Origin of the sequence: Virgibacillus proomii, from assembly GCF_018916875.1 — a bacterium.
Classification (GTDB): domain Bacteria; phylum Bacillota; class Bacilli; order Bacillales; family Amphibacillaceae; genus Virgibacillus; species Virgibacillus proomii_B.
The window spans coordinates 296,262-319,304 of record NZ_JAHLNO010000019.1; the positions used below are offsets into that span (position 1 = coordinate 296,262).

The window sequence follows — 23,043 nt, forward strand, 5'->3', positions numbered from 1 at the left end:
CGACCAATGCTTTATTTGTAGTCCAAAAAATTAATTAAACGTATCATAATTTAAATCTGTTACTTAATCTATGTGATGACATACATTCCAATGATCTACACCATGTTGTCTTGAATTTCTTAGTTTTCTGAACCGCACTTATATGGCTAACTTAATATGATAATGGAGGGATATGGAGTGGAGAAAACAAATTACACTGTTGCTACATGGATGAATAAAAGCCCAATTACTATTCAGCCATCGATGCGGATAAAAGATGCTTTAACTATTCTCTGTCAGTATAAAAAGAATGAGCTTCCCGTTGTAGAAGAAGGACGTGTACATGGAATCTTACGTATTCATGATGTGATCGCCAGCCTTGATGAGATTTCGGGGGATAATTCCATTACCGCCATGATGAAAAGTGATTATTCAACCGTTTTTGCTGATTATTTAATGGAGGATATTACTCATCTCCCTGTATATATTGTTGACAGGCAAAGTGGAAAAATGATAGGCGAACTTTCAGAAGTAGAAATGCTAACTTTTCAAAAGCGGATCATGCAAGAATTAAATGATAAAAGCGAGACTATTCAATGGTACGAGCTGACATTTGATACTGCATATGAGGGATTAACGGTAGTAAATGAAAAAGGTGTTATCCAACTTTTTAATCAAGCATATAGTCGCTATGTTGGTGTACCTAAAGAAGAGGCAGTTGGTCGATTAGCGGAAGAAGTAATTGAAAACACCAGATTACCAGTCGTGTTAAAGACAGGAGTTCCTGAACGTAGTCAGGCACATCGTCTTCAGGGTCAAAATTTGGTTGTCCATCGTATTCCTATTTGGAAGGATAATAAAGTAATCGGTGCAGCAGGAATTCTTGTCTATGAAGGTACTTCAGAAATATATCAAGCGATGAAACGAATGGAAAAATTAGATGGCAAACACATAATAGACAGCAAGATTACTTTACCAGATATGGAAGAAAACCAAATCCATTTTGAGGATATTTTAGGGGAAAGTCCTACAATTTCTCAGGCTAAAAAGATTGCCCGAAAGGCAGCTGACTCTAATGCGACTGTACTTATAACCGGAGAAAGCGGTGTAGGAAAGGAACAATTTGCAAAAGCAATTCATTATGGAGGAATGACAAAAGCAGGACCATTTATCAGTGTAAATTGTGCAGCTATTCCAGATGGATTGATGGAATCTGAACTATTTGGATATACAAAAGGATCGTTTACAGGAGCTGATAAGGAGGGCAAGCCGGGAAAATTTGAACTGGCACATAATGGAACTATTTTTCTAGATGAAATTGGTGATATGCCTTTTAATATGCAGGCAAAAATATTGCGGGTTTTACAAGAAAAGAAAGTAGTGAGAATTGGTGGAAATAAGTCCATATCCGTTAATTTTCGACTGATCAGTGCGACTAATAAAGATTTAAAGCAGCTGGTACGTAATGGAGATTTTCGGGAAGATCTATATTATCGGTTATACGTAATCCCCATTCATATCCCGCCACTTCGAGAGCGAAAGGATGACTTGCCTATTTTGATTGCTCATAAGCTCGAATCTTTAGTTAAGATTTATGGAGTAAAAGAGAAAACGATAGATCAAAAGCTGTTAAAGCTTATGAGAAATCATCATTGGCCGGGAAATATTCGCGAACTTATGAACGTGTTGGAACGCTTGTTTGTTTTAACAGATAGTGATCATATCTCTCTGAGGGACATGCCAGAGTTGATGCAAGTTTCGGCTTATCGGGAGACTGCGGATGTAAAACTAAATCATATACAAAGAAAGAAGCAGCTTATGGATGAGGTATCTAAGGAAGAAGAGGAAATTATTGAGCAAACGTTGAGGCAGGTAAACGGAAATAAGTCACAGGCTGCTAAATTGTTAGGTGTCTCTCGATCCACCCTTTACAATAAACTATCGCGGTATAAAAACAAAAAGGCTTAGAAGTAAAGCGAAAATATTTTAAATAGCCGGTATATTAAACAAAATGGAAGTAGCAAAATGAATCCATCAATTGAAAAATCGAATGTGAAACATGCAAATCCTACAGCTAAAATCCGTACTTTTTTTTGGAAACAAATAGTAGAAGGTAGATTGAGTGAAGAGTATCAATATAAAAATATTGTCTATTGGTTTGTGTTTAAAAAGAGGATTAAAAAGACTAAGAAGTTCGAGACGGCGTATTTTCAAGTAGCGCAGTGTATGTTGTTAGAGATATATGAGCACTAGTGAAGCCTCCTCGAAACACATTCTCACGGCAGGAAAAGGGGATACCCTTTTCCAAGGAACAAAGAAACAAGTCAATAAAGAAAACTTGGCTAGCAGCAAGTAAAGCAAAGATGATAGCCTAGTTACACTTATACTTAGAACTTAAAAATTTTTAACTACGTTGAATGAACTTCAACGCTTTAAATTTTATACGTTCTAACGTGCGATGAAATTCGATGTGTCATTGAACATCATCTATTAGTATAACGAAGAACGGGTTTCTTCCGATATTAAAGTAAGTATTCCCATATAGCATTACATAATTCACAGGTTGTTGGAGTCATTGGCGGTGGATTTATAACAGATAAAAAAGTTGAAATATTCGTTCTTTATCCCGCATGTAAGGTGCCGTAAGACTCCCACTTCAAGAGCTTGAGTTGATACAAAAGGTCTAAGTGGGAGAAAACGGCACCTAAATGCCCGATTCGTTCAACTAACATTCAGTAGGAGATGGAAGAAAACTCCTACTGAATGAAGTTTCACTTTATGTAGATGAAAAATGCCGATATGAAGGAATTGGAAGCAGACTGCTGCGGGCGCTTACTAAACAGTAATCATCATCAGGCGGCGCAAACGAACAATGGGTCTCAATACAAAAGGGCAATCAGTGGGAATCCATTCCATCTCGAATGTAAGGTGCCTAAGGCTCCCACTTCAAGAGTCATAGAGAATACGAAGAAGTCTAAGTAAGGTAACGGCACCTAAATTTCCGATTCGTTCAAAGGCCTTCAGGTCATACCCTTATGGTACTAGCATTGAGTAGGGGATGAAGGAAAAAGTTCCTACTGAGTGAAGTTTCACTTTATGAAGCTAGAGGATTTAAGTATCGGTTCAAGCAAACTACGATAACCGAGACAAATGAAAAACAGGTATCTTTACGTTATTATCGGCAGATTTCATAATGCGTATCTGAGGCTTTATTCCCTTGTTTTTCTTTGCTAGGAAATGCAAGTTGGTAAAAGGTTTTTCTTATATTCGATAGGGGAATTTATTCCACATGTAACTGAGTAAGACTTCCCCTCCATGCTACGAGGTGAACCATAGGAGAGAGGGTAAGTGGAAGATCCAACTGCAAGTCAAATGCCCGATTCTGTTCATTCTAACAATCGGAGGGGATAAAAAAAATCATAAAGTGAATCGTCAATCAGTGGATAATCGCGCCGTAATGAAAAGAACAGTGCTAAAAACTGATTAGTTAAAGTCACTTGCTACTTCGTAAAATTGTCTATCTTCAATTGACTAATAGTTGTTTAACTGTATGGACAATTAAACAAATTCTTTCTTGCTTTTAATAGATAGTAATTCCAAATTTCAGAAGTGAAAAAACAGAAAAATATGGATAAATTACCTTTGTCAATTTTCTTTGAGAATTAAAGGCGACCTTATAAATGGAGTGAACTAGCATGTTCTTTCACATCTATTTTGTGCAATATTAAATAGTTGGTATGATTTTTGCAATGTCATTTGTATTAAGGGGGGATAGATGTGGAAAGGTTGGATAAACGTAATAAAAGCTTTATTTTTCCTAGTAAGCAACACTTGTTACAAATTGATTATTCTAATGAATTTCGTGAGGAAGAACAGCTTATTGCAAAAACGATTGAAAAATTTGTAGAAGAGCAAGTAAATCCCAACTTGGATAAGCTGGAAGCCTATGATTATGAAGTAGCAAAGGAATTATTCCGATCCACTGGTGATCTTGGACTTTTAGGTGCTGATGTTCCGGAAGCTTATGGTGGATTAGAAATGGGAAAACGAACTGCAGGACTTATTGCAGAAAAAATGGGGTACGGAAGTTCATTTAGTGTTTCTTTTAACATTCATACGGGAGTAGGCACATTACCTTTTGTTTATTTTGGAACAGAACAGCAAAAAAAGCGTTATCTACCGAAGTTGACCACCGGTGAATGGGTAGGTGCTTATGCACTAACGGAGCCGAATGCAGGTTCTGATGCACTTCATGCAAAAACGACTGCCAAAAAAACAAACGGCAAATGGGTGTTAAACGGTGAGAAACAATGGATAACAAATGCACATATTGCAAGTGTCTATGTTGTTTTTGCCAATACAACAGAAGGGATAACCGCTTTTATTGTGGAAAGGGAACGACCTGGTGTTTCAATAGGGCCAGAAGAAAAGAAACTAGGGATTAAAGGTTCATCGACAGCAACGCTTATTTTAGAAGATGTTGAACTTACGGAGGAAGACATATTAGGGGAAATTGGAGAAGGTCACCGAATCGCACTAAATATACTTAATTTAGCACGTCTAAAGCTTGCTTTTGCTAATATTGGAACATCCAAGCAATCTCTTGCCATTGCTGTTCAATATGGGCAGGAGCGCAAACAATTTAATCAGGAGATTGTTAAATTTGGTATGATTCAAGAAAAACTGGCAAATATGGCTGTAGCAATTTACGGGGCAGAAAGTACTGCTTATTATACTGCCAGCATCTTAGATGGCATTAACGTAGAATCGCCATCACAGATTGTTCAAGTACTGGCTAATTATGCGATGGATTGTTCCATTAATAAAGTAAAGGCTTCAGAGACATTGGACTATTGCATTGATGAGGCTGTTCAAATTCATGGTGGCTACGGTTATATGCAGGAATATGAGGTTGAACGCATATACCGTGATTCTAGAATTAACCGAATTTTTGAGGGAACAAATGAAATTAACCGTCTAACAATTACAAAATCATTTTTAAAACAATATGTAAAAGCACCTGATCTAATGGAACAATCAGAAAAGATTGATAACGTATTTATTCGCTATTCACATCAGCTATTGAACTCCATTATGAATGCGCTTACGAAACGATTTGATTTAACAGAACTAAATCAATTTTATTTACATGGGCTTGCCAATATCCTTGAAGAGCTTTATGTCATGAAAGCTGGAGAGATTGCCGTAAATGCAGATAAGCAGCCATTAACCGTTAAGTTATTTAATGTTTTATCTGAAGAAGGCTATATGCGAATAGAAAATCAAGCGATTGTTTTGCTTTCATCGATTTATGGGTTAGAGAATAGCTCCAAGCAAGAGATAATTCAAGAGATTCGCTCTTTACCGGTGATGTATTCCAATTTATTTGAAAAAAAGCAGGAAATAGCGACTGAAATCATAACGAAAGATGGTTATTTTCAATGATATGGGGGGATAAAATGGCGAAAATAGGCTTTATAGGTTTAGGAAATATGGGGCTTCCAATGGCAACTGGTCTTTTGAAAGAAGGATATGGTGTTATTGGTTATGACATAAGTGAGTCGACACTTGTTGCTTTTAAAAAGCAAGGAGGAGAGATTTCAACATCGATTGCAAATGTGATTGCAGCAAGTGATGTGATTATGACTAGTTTACCATCTGTGAAAGCTGTAGAAGACGTATATTTAGGAGAAGATGGGCTCATTGAAAATGGCGATCATACTAAAATTTTTATTGATACGAGTACTGTTTCTCCTGAGCTGAATCAAAAGCTGGAAGAGGCTTGTCATAAACAGGCGATACCTTTTATAGCTGCGCCAGTAAGCGGTGGTGTGATTGGCGCAGAAAAGCAGACGCTGACCGTTATGGTTGGAGGAAAACGAGAGGTTTACGAGCAAGCATTACCTATCTTTAAGATAATTGGGGAAAATATCTTTCACGTAAATGAACAAATTGATAGTGGAACAACCGTGAAAATAATCAATAACTTATTAATTGGATTTTATACAGCAGGGGTTAGTGAGGCGCTTCATATTGCGAATAAGAAAAACATAGATTTAGATGACCTTTTTTCCATGCTCAATGTGAGCTATGGTCAAAGCCGTATTTACGAACGTAATTACAAAACATTTATCGCCAACAATGATTATAAACCAGGTTTTTCCTTAAAGCTCCTGCGGAAAGATTTAGAATTTGCAATGGATGTTGCTGAAAAAAATCAGCTAGATTTACCAATTAGCCAGAAATTACTTTCCCTATATAAAGAAGTAGAAAAAGAAGGATTTGGCGATAAAGATATGGCGGTACTTTATGAACGCGTACAAAAACAATCAGAATTGAAGGAGGCTTCTAAATGATATCTCAAGAAGTAAAAAGGGTGAAAAACTTTATTGGTAATAAGTGGGTGGAATCAACTGGAACGGAAACATTAGATGTTCCAAATCCAGCGACTGGGGAAGTCATTGCACAGATAGTGTTATCCGAAAAAGAAGATGTTGATCAAGCAGTAGCTGCAGCAAAATCTGCATTTTCAGAGTGGGCAGCTGTTCCGGTTCCTAATCGGACGCGTTTGTTGTTTACGTATCTTCAGTTACTCAACCAACATCGAGAAGAATTAGCAAAAATTATTACACTTGAAAATGGTAAATCATTACGAGATGCTGATGGAGAGGTTCAACGTGGGATTGAAGTGGTAGAACTAGCAACTTCGACGCCAAACTTAATGATAGGGGATGCCTTGCCAAGCATCGCCAGTGGAATTGATGGTTCGATTTGGCGCTATCCACTAGGTGTCGTTGCTGGGATCACCCCATTTAATTTTCCAATGATGGTTCCATTGTGGATGTTCCCATTAGCGATTGCTTGTGGTAATACATTTGTGTTAAAAACATCAGAACGAACTCCAGTATTAGCAGAACGATTAGTTGAATTGTTCTATCAATCTGGATTTCCAGATGGGGTGCTTAATCTGGTTCATGGTGGAAAAGAAGTAGTTAATCGGATGTTAGAACATCCGGATATAGAAGCTATTTCATTTGTCGGATCAGAACCTGTTGCAAAGCATGTATATCAAACGGGTACGGCACATGGCAAGCGTGTTCAGGCACTTGCAGGGGCCAAAAACCATGCTATTGTTATGGATGATTGCAACATAGAAAAAACGGTACAAGGTGTAATCGGTGCTGCCTTCGGAAGTAGTGGTGAGCGTTGTATGGCTTGTTCCGTTGTAGCAGTTGTAGATGAAATAGCTGATGAATTTATTGGTTTGTTGACAGAAGAAACAAAACAATTAAAAGTTGGCGATGGAATGGATGAGACGGCATTTGTTGGTCCACTTATTCGTAAGTCACATAAAGAAAGAGTAATCAGCTACATTGATAAAGGAGTAGAAGAGGGAGCGGAGTTATTAGTTGATGGTCGTTATATTGAAGACGAAGTGGTGGATGGATATTATGTAGGTGCAACGATCTTTGATCATGTAACCCCGAATATGAAGATTTGGCAGGATGAAATTTTTGCTCCTGTGTTGAGTATTGTACGTATTAAAGATTTAGAAGCAGGAATTGCATTAACAAATCGGTCAAAGTTTGCAAATGGTGCGGTTATTTACACGTCAAGCGGTCGTCACGCACAAACATTCCGTGAACAGATCGATGCAGGAATGATAGGTGTAAACGTTAATGTCCCTGCGCCAATGGCATTTTTTTCATTTGCCGGGAATAAGGCTTCGTTTTACGGTGATTTAGGTACGAATGGAAAAGATGGTGTGCAATTTTATACGAGAAAAAAGGTAGTAACCGAACGCTGGTTCTAAAAAAAAAGAAATCGTCCTAGCTAGGGCGATTTCTTTTTTTACAACGTTCATTTTAGAAAAGCTTGGCTTGTCGCCAAGTCTTTAGTGAAAGCTGTAGTTTTTCTTATACTATAAAGTGAAACTTCATTCAGTAGGAGTTGTCTTCCATCTCCTACTGAATGTTAGTACCACAAGGGTATGACCTAAAGGCCCTTGAACCAATCGGGCATTTAGGTGCCGTTTTCTCCTACTTTGACCCTTTGTATCAACTAAAGGCTCTTGAAGTGAGAATCTTACGGCACCTTACATGCGGGATAAACCCTAAAATTTTATACTTTCCTATAGTATAAAAAAGGATTCAATAAGTGAATCTGGAACGTCAGCCAATTGCTGATACTTGTAAACTGGCTGTTTATCTTTATCAATGACTACTGATCGAACTCCTTCATAAAAGTCATCCGACTTTAAAAAGTTGCGGGCAATAATGAAGTCGGTATCCAGGCATGCCCTAAATGATTTATTTTTGCCTTTAATTAGCTGGGCTAATGTTACTTTTAAGGAAACAGGTGATTTTTCCAATATTGTTTCTTTTGTTTTTTGAGCAAATTCACTAGGGTCGGAAGCAAGAGATTCAATAATTTGCTCAACCGTTTCATGGGAAAAATGCTTATCGATTAGTGCCTGATTAACTTGTAAAATTCCATTATCATCATGTTTGCTTGTATATTTCTTTAGTAATTCGTCAAGTTTTTGATGAACGTTTGACTCTTCCGTCCAATTCATGTTTTTGAGTTCAGCCTGAAATGGTTCAAATTGACTGCTCTTCATATAAATATCTGCTGCCTTTGCGTATAGAACATCGCTAGCGGTTATAATGCTCGATGTAAGTGCTAAATAACGTCCAGTGAAACCAGGAGCCTGATTTAGGAAATAAGCTGCTCCGACATCGGGAAAAAAACCGATATTCATTTCCGGCATTGCCCATTTTGTCCTTTCGGTGACGATGCGATGACTAGCACCATAGGATAGACCTACACCTCCACCCATTACAATACCGTCTAAATAGGCAATAATTGGCTTTGAAAAGTTTGCTACAAACGCGTCAGTATCATATTCTTCTTTAAAAAATTCCATCGCTTTGTTAAATGCCCCTGGATTTTCTTTTGCTTGATATAATGTTTTTATATCGCCTCCAGCACAGAATCCCTTTGGTCCTTCTCCTTTTAGAATAATAACGGATACAGAAGGATCTTGTTCCCATTCCTTTAGTTTACTATGGATAGGGGAAAGCATGTCATAGGTCAATGAATTAATAGCTTTTGGTCTGTTTAACGTAATGGTAGCTATACCTTGGTCATGAACTGAAAATAATACGTTTGTCATTAATATGCCCTCCTATGTACTATTTATGGCGAAATTGGGGCTTGCGTTTTTCTACAAAAGCTTGCACTCCTTCTTTTGCATCAGCCGTTAAAAATAACTCGCCAAATATTTCATTTTCTCTTTTTAATCCATCAGAAACAGATTGATAGTATCCTTGAACAACACTTTCCACGGCACGGGTAATACTTTGCATGCTATTCTCTTCAATAAATGAGCTGGCAATGGTAATAGCTGTAGACATAAGCTCATCAGCAGAAACGGTTAACTGAACGATGCCAAGTTCATATGCCTTTTGACTGTCAATATGTTTACCTGTGAGGATTAATTCTAATGCTGTAGCAATACTAGTCATACGGGATAAGCGCTGTGTGCCACCAAACGAAGGGACAAGTCCGAGTTTAACTTCTGGAAGACCGAGTGTAGCCTTGTCGGAAGCGATTCGATAATGACACCCCATTACAACTTCCAACCCGCCACCTAATGCCGGTCCGTTAATGGCGGCTATGACCGGTTTTGTCATTGCTTCTAATTCATTGCATAAATCTTGTCCCGCTTTAGACATTTCAATTCCTTTATTATAATCACCCATGGCAGGAACAAATTCCTTAATATTTGCTCCTGCAGCAAAAAACCTTCCTGCACCGGTTAGGATAATAGCATGTACTTCTAAGTTATCTTGTAATTGTTTGAGTACTTCTCTCATTTCTGTAATCATTGCTGAAGATAATGCATTCGCTGGTGGGGCATCCATTGTTAATATAGCTATGTTTTTTTTGTAAGTGAGCGTGAGATGATTCAACTCCATAAGACACTCCTCCTTGATGTTTGTAGTTAGTCTACTCTCTTGATGCAAATACGATGCCAAATTAAATTACTAGAATAGATAAGTAAAACTGTGAATCATTTTTTCGTTTCTGATGAACTTAAGCTGAACTAATTAGGGGTTTCTTTCAATCGCTTTGTTCCATATCTTGTTAATTTACGACTGTTGTGAGATGGAAAAAAATCAGGAAATAAAAAACATCATGTATAACTGTCTATACAATTATACATGATGTTGACATCCTTCAACAATAAGGAATAGCTGTTCAAGTCAGATATTTGCAACTAACTTTTTAGGGGATTTTTATGGATTATGTTTTGTAAGTTCTTATAGGCTGTTCAAAAAGCCTAACTATATACACTCAGCTATTCCAAGCTAGCTAGCCGCCTGGAACTTGGACACATAGATAGATGTGCTTGTGTTCAGCGTACAGCAGTATAAGAAAAGCTTCGCAAGTGACACATCGCGATTTTTCAAGGACAAGAAAAGCTTCGCAAGCGACACATCGCACGAAGAAAAAGCGCTTTTCTTTTTCAAGGACATTGCGACCTTAGAAACCTTGTTCCTTTTTATCCACTTTTTGAAACGTATTTATAGTTAGGAATATTTTTCAACGATACGATAATTTTTATGGGCTACAACAGTAGTAGGAAAACTATGGTTTAATTTAGTTAAGTTACGAGATTTTGAGATGTCTACAATAGTACTTCTTTTGCAATGGGATGGCAAAACCTCTCCTTGAAGTAACACATTTTCTTTCTTAAATTCTATTATATCTCCTGGTTTAGCTTTTTTTGAATCAGGTTTAAACATGTTTATTCCTCCTTAAGAAATCAGTGAACTCAGTTAATTTCATCATTTTTTTGGTTTCTTTGTAGCCATTCAATTTGTTTTTTCAATTTATTTATTTCTTGAACTTGTTCAGATTGTTTTTGTTTTAGTACTTGAAATGATTGTTCTAATTTAGCAATATTAGCTACTGTTAATCCTAAAGTTTGCATAATTGTGCGAATGTTTTCTTTATAATATTCCTGATCTACTTCTTCTTTGTGGGTGTCCTTCTTACTGCATTCTACTATGATTGGAAAATGTCCATTAGCCAACCGCTCTGAAATATCATGCTGCTTGTAATGCTTGCTTTTACAAACCTTAATAAATTTTAAAACATCAATAGCCTCAGGAAGATAATAACTTTCTTCCTCATCTTGCACTTTCGGTACATACATATTGAATTCTTTAATCCAAGCAGCTGCGGTGGATGGTGGAATACCAACGATATGTGATAACCCCTGAAGGTTAAGTAATTCCACTTCTTTCACCTGTCTTTCTGTGGTAGTCTAAAATACAATTTCTACCTGTACTAGGAACTACACTATTATCTTAACTAATTAACATGGGAATAGTGTGTGAAAAATGTGGAATAAATAAGTAATTTAAATCCTGAATTCTACTAATTTAAAGAAAACTATTCACAGACACAACGAGGTGGATTTCTGATTTTTCGTGGATATATATTCCGCATGTAATTGGCAGTAAGACCTGCCCCTCCATGCTACGAGATTAACCCTAGGAGGATAAGTGGAGAATCCAACTGTAAGTCAATGCCCTATTCTGTTCAACCACCAATCAGAAGGGATAAAAGAAAATCACTAAATTGAAGATTCACTTTACGATTATATTCATGTTTTCCTAAGACTTTGAATTATAGAGAATTTTTAGTCTTTCCCATTTTAAATCAAAACGTTCATGACTTTAAAGAAATATTTGTAGCACATGCATCGGTAAAATGGAATGGATAACATCATAACCATCTGCAACTGCTTTAAAGATATTACATCGTAACAACAAACATCGTCTATAAAAAACCCCTCTTAATAGCTATTCGTTTAACTATTTACGAAATACAAAAACTTGTAATATTTAAACGGACGTTCATCCAGATTATTACAAAGATGAATTTTGAGACTATCGATCCTAACGATCGTCTTATGGTTGACTATATCCGAATTTTTATAATATACTTAATTCAACAAAGTTGAACTAAAGGAAACTAAATGGAATGTGGTAGGTATCTTATTTAATCAGTAATATCGGGCGTTTAAAACAAAAGAAGGATAAGAAACTCGATAAATCTTACCTTTGCTTGAATGGGTAAACAAAATCGGAATAGTTATCATATTTATATTGAAAGCGCATTCCAAAAAAGAAAACGGTGGAGAATTTGTTCCGTTGTATTTTCTGTTAATCAGCATCTGTTCATATGGATTGAAAAGGAGGAGACGATATGCATTATCCAAGCTTTATTCATTTAAAAGAAGTAGGCCCGAGAGATGGGTTGCAAAATGAAAGTATTTTTATTGATACAGAGGATAAGGTAAAATGGATTGATATGCTATCAGATTCCGGGGTCGGTGAAATTGAATATTCTTCGTTTGTTCACCCAAAATGGATTCCTGCACTTAGAGATGCTCAAGAAGTTGGTAAAAAAATTAAACGAAATTCTAATGTTCGTTATTCTGCACTTGTACCAAACTTGAAGGGTCTAGAGCGTGCTTTAGAAGCTGGAATAGATGGCGCATCTGTATTTATGTCGGTAAGTGAGACGCATAATCGGAAAAACATTAATAAATCAGTAGAGGAAACGTATCCTATTTTAAAAGAAGTGATCAGTGAAGCTAATTCGGCTGATAAATTTGTTACTGGATATGTATCGACTGTTTTTGATTGTCCCTATGAGGGGAGGATTAATCCGGAACAAGTTATTCGCGTTTGCGATGAGCTATTTGAAGCTGGGGTTGATTTTATTTCGTTAGGGGATACGATCGGTTCTGCAGTTCCTTCCCAAGTAGAAGCACTTTTAGAATCTGTTTTTCTCCGTTACGATTCGGATAAAATTATTATGCACTTTCATGATACAAGAGGAATGGCAATTGCAAATATATTAACGAGTTTAAAATATGGAATAACCCGTTTTGATAGTACAGTTGGCGGTTTAGGCGGTTGTCCATATGCAAAAGGTGCAGCAGGAAATGTAGCTACTAATGATGTACTGTATTTATTGCACGGTTTAGGGATTAAAACGGGGGTACAAGAAGATAAGATGCGGCAAGCTGCTTTGTATATTCAAGATAAGCTTGGCAAGCAACTTCCTAGTAAAGTACTTGCTTACCACTATAAAAAAACAGTATAAAGTTAGAAAGACAGATCAAGAGGGATGAAGTCGTGAAAATAATACGATTTTATCCTTTTTTCACTGTAAAGGTAATTACGTTTCTGCCCGGTAGATGTCTTTTTTGTACTATAGGAAAGTATAAAACTTTATGGTTTATAGTATAAGAAAAACGATAGCTTTCGCCATAAAGACTTGACGACAAGCCAAGTTTTCTAACACTATAGGAAAGTATAAAATTTTTATGGTTTATAGTATAAGAAAAACTATGGCTTTCGCTAAAGACTTGGCGATAAGCCAAGTTTTTCTAAAAAGTAGCTTCGTCGTCCAGCTAAAGCGCTTGTGCTGCTAGCAAAACTTCGACCTCCTTCCTATGATAAGTCAACATCCTTCTCTCGTATCTCGAATCAAGATCTGTATTTCTTCCACTTTAAACATCAATCCATTTCATGTCCTACATATATGCGCAGGCTAGGTAGTACCTAACCAAGGGCTTAACGAGTATCTTTTTCCTGAGAGGGAAGCTGAATAATTAAACAAATTTTGATTGGCTTAAAAATAAGTGTTGACCTATCTTAAATTCTACTATATGATTGTGATGCAATCGTTTGCGCAAAGGAACTTTAATTTTCGCTAGTTTTTAATTTGTTAGAAATGAAAACGCATATAAATAACTAGGATATCCTCATATTTAAACTTCCATATACTTATGGAAAAACACAAAACGCTTTGTAAAATGTAGAAAACGATTGCACTAATTATTCCTTGCAGGAAGTAAGTCAATCTGTTGCAGCAGATAGAATGTAGATGGGAATTTAATAGCAGATAATGATACATTGTTTCTTTAGGAAAAATTACAGGAATTAGGATCACTTATGAATTTATATGGGATTCTTCTCATATTGCTTACGATCATGTTGAAGAAGGAATTGCACTATTAACAAAACATCCGGTAATTAGTTACTACTCATTTTATGTCAGTCAATGTGAGGATAGAGATTTTTGGAAGGCTCATAAGCTGTAGGGATGACAATTTTAAAGGAAAAATAATGAGTTTTTTTTATTCCTGTCATATAGGATGGTAGAAGGGTGACGAAGAGCCTTTTCAAATACAAATGGATAATTTACTCAGAAAATAATTTCAATGCTCATCCTCATTTTTTCATTGGTGATTTTAATAATCTTTAAGCGGAGAAGGTTACACATATCTTACAAGATTTAAGATATTACGATACGTATTATCTGCAAACCAAACGGATACATAATGTGACAGATTGCTGGATGGGAGAAAAACTGTAGTGACAGGCGGATTGATTTTATCCCGTATGTAAGGTGCCGTAAGACTACCACTTCAAGAGCCTAGGTTGGTACAAAAGGGTCTAAGTGGGAGAAAACGGCACCCAAATGCCCGATTCGTTCAAGGGCTTTAGGTCATACCATTAAGGTACTAAAATTCAGTAGGAGATGGAAGAAAACTCCTACTGAATAAAGTTTCACTTTATTTTTGTTTCTGTAGAAGTATTATCTTCAAGAGTGTTGTTTAATGATACGAGCTTGCCAGCTATATCCGATCATTTAGTTTTACAAATATAAAAAACAGATAATTTTTGTTGAATGATAATAGTCTTCATGCAACCTGGTCAGACGTTCGAAGTTATTTTGTAAAGAACTGGATAGGTCGTTAGCTAATAGTTAAGTAAATTGTTATTTTGTTAAATCTATATATATTTAATGAATAAAACAGTATATCTAATTAACTAGAAATAATATAGGAAGAAGGAGTCATAGATATGAAACAAGCATGGTGGAAAGAAGCTGTAGCTTATCAAATTTATCCTCGCAGTTTTATGGATTCAAATGGTGATGGAATTGGTGATATTAATGGGGTTATTTCCAAGTTGGATTATTTAAGAGATCTTGGTGTTGATTTAATCTGGTTAAGCCCTGTTTATCAATCGCCTAATGACGATAATGGTTACGACATTAGTGATTACCGAGCAATCATGCCTGAATTTGGAACGATGGAAGATTTTGATTTACTTTTGGAAGAAGTTCATCGTCGTGGGATGAAACTGATTATGGATCTAGTAATCAATCATACATCCGATGAACATCCATGGTTCATCGAATCTCGTTCGTCACGAGATAATCCGTATCGAGATTACTATATTTGGCATGAAGGTAAAAATGGAAAAGAGCCGAATAATTGGGCCTCCATATTCGGCGGATCAGCATGGGAATATGATGAACAAACACACGCGTATTATTTGCATGTTTTTTCCAAGAAACAGCCTGATTTAAACTGGGAAAATCCAAACGTCCGTAATAGTTTATATGATATGATTAATTGGTGGTTGGATAAAGGGATTGATGGATTTCGTATTGATGCTATTTCTCATATTAAAAAGGTGCCAGGATTTCCAGATGTGCCAAATCCGGAAAATAAAAAATATGCTCCTTCCTTTGAAGGTCATATGAATCGAGAAGGAATTCATGAGTTTTTAGCAGAATTAAAACAAGAAACATTTGCTAAGTATGATATTGTAACCGTTGGTGAAGCAAACGGTGTAACGGTGGACGATGCTCATTTATGGGTTGGTGAGCAAGAGGGTAAATTCAATATGGTTTTTCAATTTGAACATCTCGACCTTTGGGGTAAAAGTATTTCCGGCGGATTGGATATTCATGCATTAAAAAGGACATTAACCAAGTGGCAAAAAGGCCTTGAGCAAAATGGCTGGAATGCGCTGTTTTTGGAAAATCATGATCAGCCTCGTTCGGTATCAACCTGGGGAAATGATCAAGCTTATCGCCGAGAATCAGCAAAATGTTTAGCTACTCTTTATTTTCTGATGCAAGGAACGCCGTTTATATATCAAGGTCAAGAAATTGGGATGACCAATGTTCAATTTGATTCCATTGAGGATTACAATGATGTTTCCAGCAAAAATCTGTATGCAGAAGAGCGGAAAAATGGAAAAAGTCATGAAGAGATCATGAGAATCATTTGGAAAAATGGACGAGATAACTCTAGGACACCAATGCAATGGAATAATAAAGAAAATGCAGGCTTTACGTCAGGAAAACCTTGGCTAAAAGTAAATCCTAATTATAAAGAAGTGAATGTCGAACGTGAACTAGCTAATCCGAATTCGATTTATCATTATTATCGTCAGTTAATCCAGTTAAGAAAAGAGCTCCCAGTACTTATTTATGGCAGTTATGATCTTATTTTAGAAGACCATGATCAAATTTATGCGTATGTAAGGACGCTTGAAGATCAAAAAGTAGTTGTAATTACAAATCTATTCAATGAGGAAGCGGAGTTCATTTTACCGAAAAACGTAACGCTAACTGATAGCAAGCTACTTATTAGTAATTATCCAGTACCGTCTCCGGGTGATATGAATAAGGTTTCTCTAAGACCTTATGAAGCAAGAGTTTATCAACTGTTAAATAACTAATTCTATATCTACAAAATCTATAAAGCTAGAATGCATTGAAACGATATGTATTCTGGCTTTTTCCTGTATCAAACTTACTTGTAAAAGGTATTCATCTTAGGAGTGTATTCATTTTTCCAAGTATTGATTTGACGTTGGTTCGCTTCTATTTTATGATTAAATATATTTACCTTTAATAGAGGGAGGACGGTAAAGTGCTGCCCGCAATGGATGAAATGTAGGTGAAGCGATGAACAACTGATTCTTATTGTCTTCCTTTTCTTAATTATTTACCAGTGTATAAAGTTAGCACTTACTTTTAGTGTTTTAAGAATAGTGCAACCAGTCGATTACTTGCATCAGCTACATAACACTAGTAAAAATTTTCTTTTTGCATTTAATCGTTTGCAAAACTAATACAATAAGTATTCGGTTCTAGTTGAAGTTAGGTATTTATTATTGTGGAAGGAGAGAATAACAATAAATCTGAACAATATTGGGGCAAAAATTAAGCAAATGCGTCTACGAGCAAAAAAAACACAACAGCAAGTGGCAGATGAATGTGGTATATCAAAAAGTTTATTATCAAAGATTGAAAATGGACAAACTGCTTCAGCGATAGCCACATTGTCAAAGATTAGTGAGGCATTACATGTTCCATTATCATGGGTACTTGATGATCAAGAAGAACGTGATTTAGTCATCCTTTCCCATACAAATCGTCAGTTTAAAGTGGGCGATGACAATATGGGGTATTCATATGAATTGTTGGCGAATCGTTCTAGATTTACTGGAATTGAACCAACGATTGTCCATGTGACACCCCGTGATATGAATATAAGACATGAGGCTTACACGCATTCACAGGACGAATTTATTTATATTTTGGAAGGGGCAATTTATTTACGCTATGAAGGTAAACAGCACTATATGGAAAAAGGGGATAGTGCTTATTTTAAAGGAGATAAACCTCACCTGTTTGTTCCTGTTAATAATGAGCCCGCTAGAGTACTAACAGTTTTTATTGACAACAATTTATAAAAATTGGTGATCTAGTCTTAAGTAGGGAATATGTAGAAGCATAGACAAAGCAAACAGATTGCTCTTCATCTACCAATTTTACCAATGTTAAAATATATAAATTTACTGTAAAATCTGATTTGATATGCATAGTTTAGACTATGTGCTTCCGCTAAAACTCGTTGTTACACGTAAAATAAGACCACACAACCAGTACTGTGTGGTCTTATTCTGTTGTAGAAATACATAAAAACTTAATCGGTTTATCTGTTCTGTTATACCAATAATGGGGCTTGGATGAATCCATGAAAACACAATCATGTGGATGTAACACTTCTAGCTGATGGTCTACCTCAATCGTTAATGTTCCTTCTAATACGTATAAAAACTCCTGCCCTTTATGAGAAAAATTATTGCCACGATTTGCACCAGGATCGAGAATGATAAGATTAGGAATAAAAGCTGGATTTTCCATCCCTCCAGATAAATCTTTATAAATAAAGCGATTTTCTGTTGCATTCAACGTATCTACAATATTTCGCATAATTTCAGAGCGGGGAGATTTCGGTTGATTAAAAAAATAGCTAGGGTGAACCTCTAAGGCATCGGAAATTTTTTTAAATGACTCCAAAGTAGCTGATGTTTTAGAATGTTCTAATTGGGATAAAAAACTGATAGATAATCCCGTTTTCTCAGAAATATTTTTTAATGTTAAGTTCTTTTGCTTGCGTAGCTGCTTGATTTTATCTCCAAGATTCCATGATGTTTCCATTTATCCCTCTCCTTCTTAGGTAGTTTTTTGACTGTCTGGAAAACGAGATCCGTTTTTACATGGAGCATATCTTTTTTTGCAATTCCTTCTTCGTCGTCTAGCGTAAGCGCTCGAGCGACTAGCAAACTTCGCTTTTCTTCCAACGATAAGTCAACATCGTCTCCTTTCGTCATCGTGTTTCCTTTATCCCGCATGTAAGGTGCCGTAAAACTACAACTTAGAGAATACGAGAAGTTTAAATTGGAGATAACGGCATCTAAATACCCGATTGGTTCAGAGGTCTTTAGGTCATACCTTTAAGGTACTAACATTTCTTGGGAAAAGTATTCCAAGAAATGAAGTTTCACTTTTCTCGTCAGAAGTTCTCCAGTTTGTTCGTCGCTAAACGATCGTTTGCACTTTTTGTTCCTAAAATTATATCGGTGTTGAAAAAGCGACATAATAAAAATTCGATAGTTCCATTAGGCATTCTTATACCTTTTTGAATAACCTCTAAGCAATTAGTTGACGAAAAAGCAAAAACTATCTTATAATTTAGTTAACCACAATTTAAGTATTCCTTAAATTGTTTTAAGCAAAATAATTTAAAAATTATTACCGTTCTAAGTATATAAATATATCAATATACTCCAATTGAGAAGAAAATAATTGAATAATATATTTGGAAAAGGATTATAGTGGTAATTAAATAATGCTGTAATACTTTGAATCGTTAAAGTGCTGATCTTATTGAAAACGCTTCCTTTTTGGGGGCAATTATAATGAGGGGGTTTTTACATGGTAGTACCATACAAGCATGAGCCATTTACTGATTTTACAGTGGAGGAAAATAAGCAAAAAATGCTTTTTACCCTTAAAAAAGTGGAAAAAGAGTTTGGTAAGGAATATCCACTTATTATTGGCGGGGAACGAGTTACAACGGAAGAGAAAATCGTTTCTGTAAATCCAGCTAATAAGAATGAGGTAGTTGGCTATGTCTCTAAGGCGAATCAGGAATTAGCAGAAAAAGCAATACAAGTAGCGGATAAAACATTTACCACTTGGAGAAAATCGGATCCAAAATTCCGAGCAGATCTGTTATTTCGCGCAGCAGCAATTATTCGCCGAAGGAAGTACGAATTTACCGCTCATCTAATCAAGGAGGGTGGTAAGCCATGGAAGGAAGCAGATGCAGATACCGCTGAAGCAATTGACTTCTTAGAGTATTACGGAAGGCAAATGTTGAAGTTGAAGGATGGAGTAAAAGTAAATAGCCGTCCAATTGAGTATAACCAATATCATTATATCCCACTGGGCGTTGGTGTCGTTATTTCACCATGGAACTTTTTATTTGCTATTATGGCTGGCACCACTGTTGCTGCTATGGTTACAGGAAATACGGTATTACTTAAGCCTGCCAGTGCAACACCAGTTATTGCTTATAAATTTATGGAAGTATTAGAAGAAGCAGGGCTTCCCAAAGGAGTAATCAATTATATTCCTGGGTCGGGAAAAGAAGTTGGTGATTATTTAGTCGATCATCCGCGTACACGTTTTATAAGCTTTACAGGTTCTCGTGAGGTTGGTACTCGTATTTTTGAACGTGCAGCTAAAGTTCAAAAGGGACAGATTTGGTTAAAACGCACCATTATTGAAATGGGCGGAAAAGATACGATTATCGTTGATAAAGAAGCGGATCTGGAATTAGCTGCTCAATCCGTTGTTCAGTCTGCTTTTGGCTTTTCTGGTCAAAAATGTTCTGCATGTTCACGGGTAGTTATTCATGAGGATGTTTATGAAGAAGTTAAAAATCGCATCGTTGAATTAACAAATGAATTGTCGGTTGGTGATCCACATGATAATTCACACTTTATGGGTCCGGTTATCGATCAAGCAGCATACGATAAAATAATGGATTATATTGAAGTTGGTAAACAAGAAGGCGAGTTATTAATCGGTGGAGATGGTGATGATAGTAAAGGCTGGATGATTCATCCAACCGTGTTTGCTGATGTAGATCCAAACGCACGAATTATGCAAGAGGAGATATTTGGACCGGTTGTTGCTTTAACCAAGGCGAAAGATTTCACAGAGGCTATTGATATTGCCAACAACACGGAGTACGGTTTAACCGGTGCAGTTATTACAAATAATCGTGAACATATTGAACTGGCAAGAGAAGATTTTCATGTTGGAAATCTATATTTTAATCGAGGCTGTACAGCAGCAATAGTAGGCTATCAGCCATTTGGCGGCTTTAACATGTCTGGAACCGATTCAAAAGCCGGCGGGCCAGACTATTTAATTCAGCATATGCAAGGAAAAACAACTTCTGAAATGTTTTAACTAATATAAGACTTCGTATTTCCCTCCATGGTTGGGCAACATCAACTATAGGGGGGCCCTTTCTATTTCATTTCCTGAACCGATTTTTCGTGTCTAGGAAACGATATCCGTTTCTTCATGGTGGATACTTTTTTTGAAAAGTATCTTCGTCTAGCTATGTGCTCAAGCGCCTAGCAAGCTTCGAGCTCCTTCTTACGATAAATTTTGACATCGGTTCGAATCTAAAGGAAGGCCGACTAAAAGCGGCTTTTTGCGTCAGGCGTCGGCATCCTTCTGTTTTAGAGGCATATTTCCTTAATCTCGTTAGAAGCTATGTCGCTAACCGAGCGCTTCTAGGATTTTGTTTTGTCTAGACAGAATTTCGGGATGGTTGGGAGGAAGGATAAACATGGAACAATTAATGCGAAATTTCTTTTTGTTTTTATCAAACAATAAAACGTTAACAAAAGCAGCCAAAAAATATGGATTCCGATTTGGAGCATCTCGCTTTGTGGCAGGTGTAAATATTTATGAAGCTGCCAAAAAAATAAAGGAATTGAATGAAAAGGGCTTTGTTATAACGGTGGATCATTTAGGTGAATTTATCGATAATGAAACGGAAGCTAGACAGTCAGCACAGGAATGTATCCATGCTATTCAGGTCATTGCTCATCAACAATTAAATGCTGAGTTATCGTTAAAGCTAACATCTCTAGGAATGGATATTTCTTACGAGCTTGTTATGGAAAACATGCGCAATATAATGCAGACGGCGAAAGAAAATCAAGTGATTGTAACGATGGATATGGAAGATTATGGGCGATTGGAGCAGACGTTAGATATTTTTACTACTTTTAAACAGGAATTCGATAATGTCGGTACGGTTTTACAAGCTTATTTATATCGGGTAGAAAAAGATTTAGAGGCATTGAATAAATATAAACCGTATTTGCGTTTAGTTAAAGGAGCATACAAAGAATCCGAGGAGGTTGCTTTTCCAAATAAAGCCGATGTCGATAAAAATTACAAAAAAATAATAAAGCAAAACTTATTGTATGGTAATTATACGGCAATAGCAACGCATGATGATAAAATAATCGCATATACAAAGGAACTAGAACAAACCTATCATCTATCACGAGATCAATTCGAATTTCAAATGCTTTATGGGATTCGGAACGACCTGCAGGACAGATTATTAAAAGAAGGCTACAAAGTTAGAATCTACCTGCCTTATGGTGAAGATTGGTTTGGCTATAATATGCGACGTTTAGCAGAGCGCCCTGCCAATGTTATGTTTGTTTTAAGAGGAGTTTTAAAAAAATAAGCAAAATGAATGATTTTAGAATGCCAGAAAAGGAGCGTTCCATGTTAATCATTTCAAAAACGGAAATTCAAGCTCATTATTTGATAAGTGATGCGATAAAAGATATAAAACTAGGATTAGATGCAAAAAAGTCTGGAAAGATAGTAAACCCCCATCGTACGGTGATTAGTATACCGAAATATCAAGCCTCCAGCTTGTATATGCCAAGTGCAGATTTATCATCGGATATTGCATCGATAAAAGTCGTGAGCATTTTCCCTGAAAACCCTAAACAAGGTAAAAAAACGACCCAGGGTGTCCTTTTACTGACAGATGCTGCAACCGGTGAGCATATTTGTATGATGGATGCTTCTTATTTAACACGTTTACGAACAGGGGCATTAAGTGCGATTGCTACAGATAAACTCGCACGTGTTAATGCCAAAATACTAGGTATAATTGGTACTGGAGCAATGGCTTTTGAACAAGTGATGGGTGTACTTGCTGTACGGGAACTTGAAGGAATAGTTTTATATAATCGGACATTGGAAAAAGCTGTACGCTTTAAAACAAATCTCTTAGCTTCGGGAGTAGATATACCTGTTAGAGTCGTTAATTGCTCGAAAGAAGTGGTCCAAGCTGCTGATATCATAATATGTAGCACACGATCGTATGAACCTGTTTTTGCTGGAAAGGATCTTCAACCAGGAACGCATGTAAATGGGATTGGTTCATTTTTACCTTCGATGAGAGAGGTTGATCTTGTAACCATTAAACGTGCTACTAAGATTGTTGTTGATGACCTTTCTAGTGCAAAAGAAGAAGCAGGAGAATTAATTTACGCAGAAAAGCAAAGTGATTTTAGCTTTTCAGATATAGTAGGGGAACTAACTGATTATGAATTATTATCTCGTTCTTCTGATGATGAAATTACCTTTTTTAAATCGGTGGGGTCCGCATATTTTGATTTAGTGGTCGCTACAGCCATTTATAAAAAGGCGATTTTATTAGGTTTTGGTCAAAAAGTTAAGTTATAATTCGCAAAAATAAGA

17 protein-coding genes are annotated in these 23,043 nt (G+C 36.4%); 11 read left to right on the forward strand and 6 right to left on the reverse strand.

All coding sequences use genetic code 11. The annotated features are described in order from the left end of the window. Nucleotides 1-177 precede the first annotated feature (177 nt). From KQI21_RS08860 to KQI21_RS08880, 5 genes are all read left to right on the forward strand, one after another. Nucleotides 178-1,947, forward strand: a complete 1,770-nt coding sequence (locus KQI21_RS08860) for a sigma 54-interacting transcriptional regulator (RefSeq protein WP_309245531.1) — start codon at nucleotides 178-180, stop codon at nucleotides 1,945-1,947. 57 nt (nucleotides 1,948-2,004) lie between these two features. After that, the gene (locus tag KQI21_RS08865; protein ID WP_216483834.1) at nucleotides 2,005-2,232 is read left to right on the forward strand and encodes a hypothetical protein; all 228 of its coding nucleotides are present in this window, start codon (nucleotides 2,005-2,007) and stop codon (nucleotides 2,230-2,232) included. Between the two features lie 1,533 nt (nucleotides 2,233-3,765). Continuing rightward, nucleotides 3,766-5,424, forward strand: a complete 1,659-nt coding sequence (locus KQI21_RS08870; protein WP_216484291.1) for an acyl-CoA dehydrogenase family protein — start codon at nucleotides 3,766-3,768, stop codon at nucleotides 5,422-5,424. A gap of 14 nt (nucleotides 5,425-5,438) precedes the next feature. Beyond that, nucleotides 5,439-6,335, forward strand: coding sequence for an NAD(P)-dependent oxidoreductase (locus KQI21_RS08875; protein WP_216483835.1), 897 nt, complete (start codon nucleotides 5,439-5,441; stop codon nucleotides 6,333-6,335). After that, entirely contained in the window at nucleotides 6,332-7,792 is a 1,461-nt protein-coding gene (locus KQI21_RS08880; protein ID WP_216483836.1) for a CoA-acylating methylmalonate-semialdehyde dehydrogenase, read from the forward strand. Before KQI21_RS08875 ends, KQI21_RS08880 begins: the two co-directional genes overlap by 4 nt. Nucleotides 7,793-8,110: 318 nt before the next feature. Here the strand turns inward: KQI21_RS08880 and KQI21_RS08885 are convergent, their stop codons facing one another. From KQI21_RS08885 to KQI21_RS08900, 4 genes are all read right to left on the reverse strand, one after another. Next, entirely contained in the window at nucleotides 8,111-9,154 is a 1,044-nt protein-coding gene (locus KQI21_RS08885) for an enoyl-CoA hydratase/isomerase family protein (RefSeq protein WP_216483837.1), read from the reverse strand. Between the two features lie 19 nt (nucleotides 9,155-9,173). After that, nucleotides 9,174-9,959, reverse strand: a complete 786-nt coding sequence (locus tag KQI21_RS08890; RefSeq protein WP_216483838.1) for an enoyl-CoA hydratase-related protein — start codon at nucleotides 9,957-9,959, stop codon at nucleotides 9,174-9,176. Nucleotides 9,960-10,574: 615 nt separating this feature from the next. Next, nucleotides 10,575-10,790 (reverse strand): YkvS family protein, encoded by a 216-nt coding sequence (locus KQI21_RS08895; RefSeq protein WP_216483839.1) that lies wholly within the window; start codon nucleotides 10,788-10,790, stop codon nucleotides 10,575-10,577. A 29-nt stretch (nucleotides 10,791-10,819) separates the two neighbouring features. Then, nucleotides 10,820-11,287, reverse strand: a complete 468-nt coding sequence (locus KQI21_RS08900; RefSeq protein ID WP_216483840.1) for a MerR family transcriptional regulator — start codon at nucleotides 11,285-11,287, stop codon at nucleotides 10,820-10,822. A 974-nt stretch (nucleotides 11,288-12,261) separates the two neighbouring features. On the opposite strand from KQI21_RS08900, the gene KQI21_RS08905 reads away from it, so the two are divergent. From KQI21_RS08905 to KQI21_RS08915, 3 genes are all read left to right on the forward strand, one after another. Next, nucleotides 12,262-13,167: a hydroxymethylglutaryl-CoA lyase gene (locus KQI21_RS08905; RefSeq protein WP_216483841.1), complete on the forward strand. Its 906-nt coding sequence runs from the start codon at nucleotides 12,262-12,264 to the stop codon at nucleotides 13,165-13,167. 1,769 nt (nucleotides 13,168-14,936) lie between these two features. Beyond that, nucleotides 14,937-16,610: a glycoside hydrolase family 13 protein gene (locus KQI21_RS08910; protein ID WP_216483842.1), complete on the forward strand. Its 1,674-nt coding sequence runs from the start codon at nucleotides 14,937-14,939 to the stop codon at nucleotides 16,608-16,610. A 438-nt stretch (nucleotides 16,611-17,048) separates the two neighbouring features. Continuing rightward, nucleotides 17,049-17,630: a helix-turn-helix domain-containing protein gene (locus KQI21_RS08915; protein WP_301281743.1), complete on the forward strand. Its 582-nt coding sequence runs from the start codon at nucleotides 17,049-17,051 to the stop codon at nucleotides 17,628-17,630. Between the two features lie 205 nt (nucleotides 17,631-17,835). On the opposite strand, the gene KQI21_RS08920 is transcribed toward KQI21_RS08915, so the two are convergent. After that, nucleotides 17,836-18,381 (reverse strand): helix-turn-helix domain-containing protein, encoded by a 546-nt coding sequence (locus KQI21_RS08920; RefSeq protein WP_216483844.1) that lies wholly within the window; start codon nucleotides 18,379-18,381, stop codon nucleotides 17,836-17,838. Then, the gene (locus KQI21_RS08925; protein WP_216483845.1) at nucleotides 18,321-18,554 is read right to left on the reverse strand and encodes a hypothetical protein; all 234 of its coding nucleotides are present in this window, start codon (nucleotides 18,552-18,554) and stop codon (nucleotides 18,321-18,323) included. The genes KQI21_RS08920 and KQI21_RS08925 overlap by 61 nt, the downstream gene beginning before the upstream one ends. Before the next feature lie 604 nt (nucleotides 18,555-19,158). On the opposite strand from KQI21_RS08925, the gene pruA reads away from it, so the two are divergent. The 3 genes from pruA to KQI21_RS08940 all read left to right on the forward strand — a co-directional run bounded on the left by pruA (nucleotide 19,159) and on the right by KQI21_RS08940 (nucleotide 23,028). Then, the gene (gene pruA, locus KQI21_RS08930) at nucleotides 19,159-20,706 is read left to right on the forward strand and encodes an L-glutamate gamma-semialdehyde dehydrogenase (protein WP_216483846.1); all 1,548 of its coding nucleotides are present in this window, start codon (nucleotides 19,159-19,161) and stop codon (nucleotides 20,704-20,706) included. A gap of 388 nt (nucleotides 20,707-21,094) precedes the next feature. After that, on the forward strand, nucleotides 21,095-22,012 hold the full coding sequence (locus KQI21_RS08935) for a proline dehydrogenase family protein (protein ID WP_216483847.1): 918 nt from the start codon (nucleotides 21,095-21,097) through the stop codon (nucleotides 22,010-22,012). Nucleotides 22,013-22,053: 41 nt separating this feature from the next. Next, nucleotides 22,054-23,028, forward strand: a complete 975-nt coding sequence (locus KQI21_RS08940; RefSeq protein ID WP_216483848.1) for an ornithine cyclodeaminase family protein — start codon at nucleotides 22,054-22,056, stop codon at nucleotides 23,026-23,028. Nucleotides 23,029-23,043 lie beyond the last annotated feature (15 nt).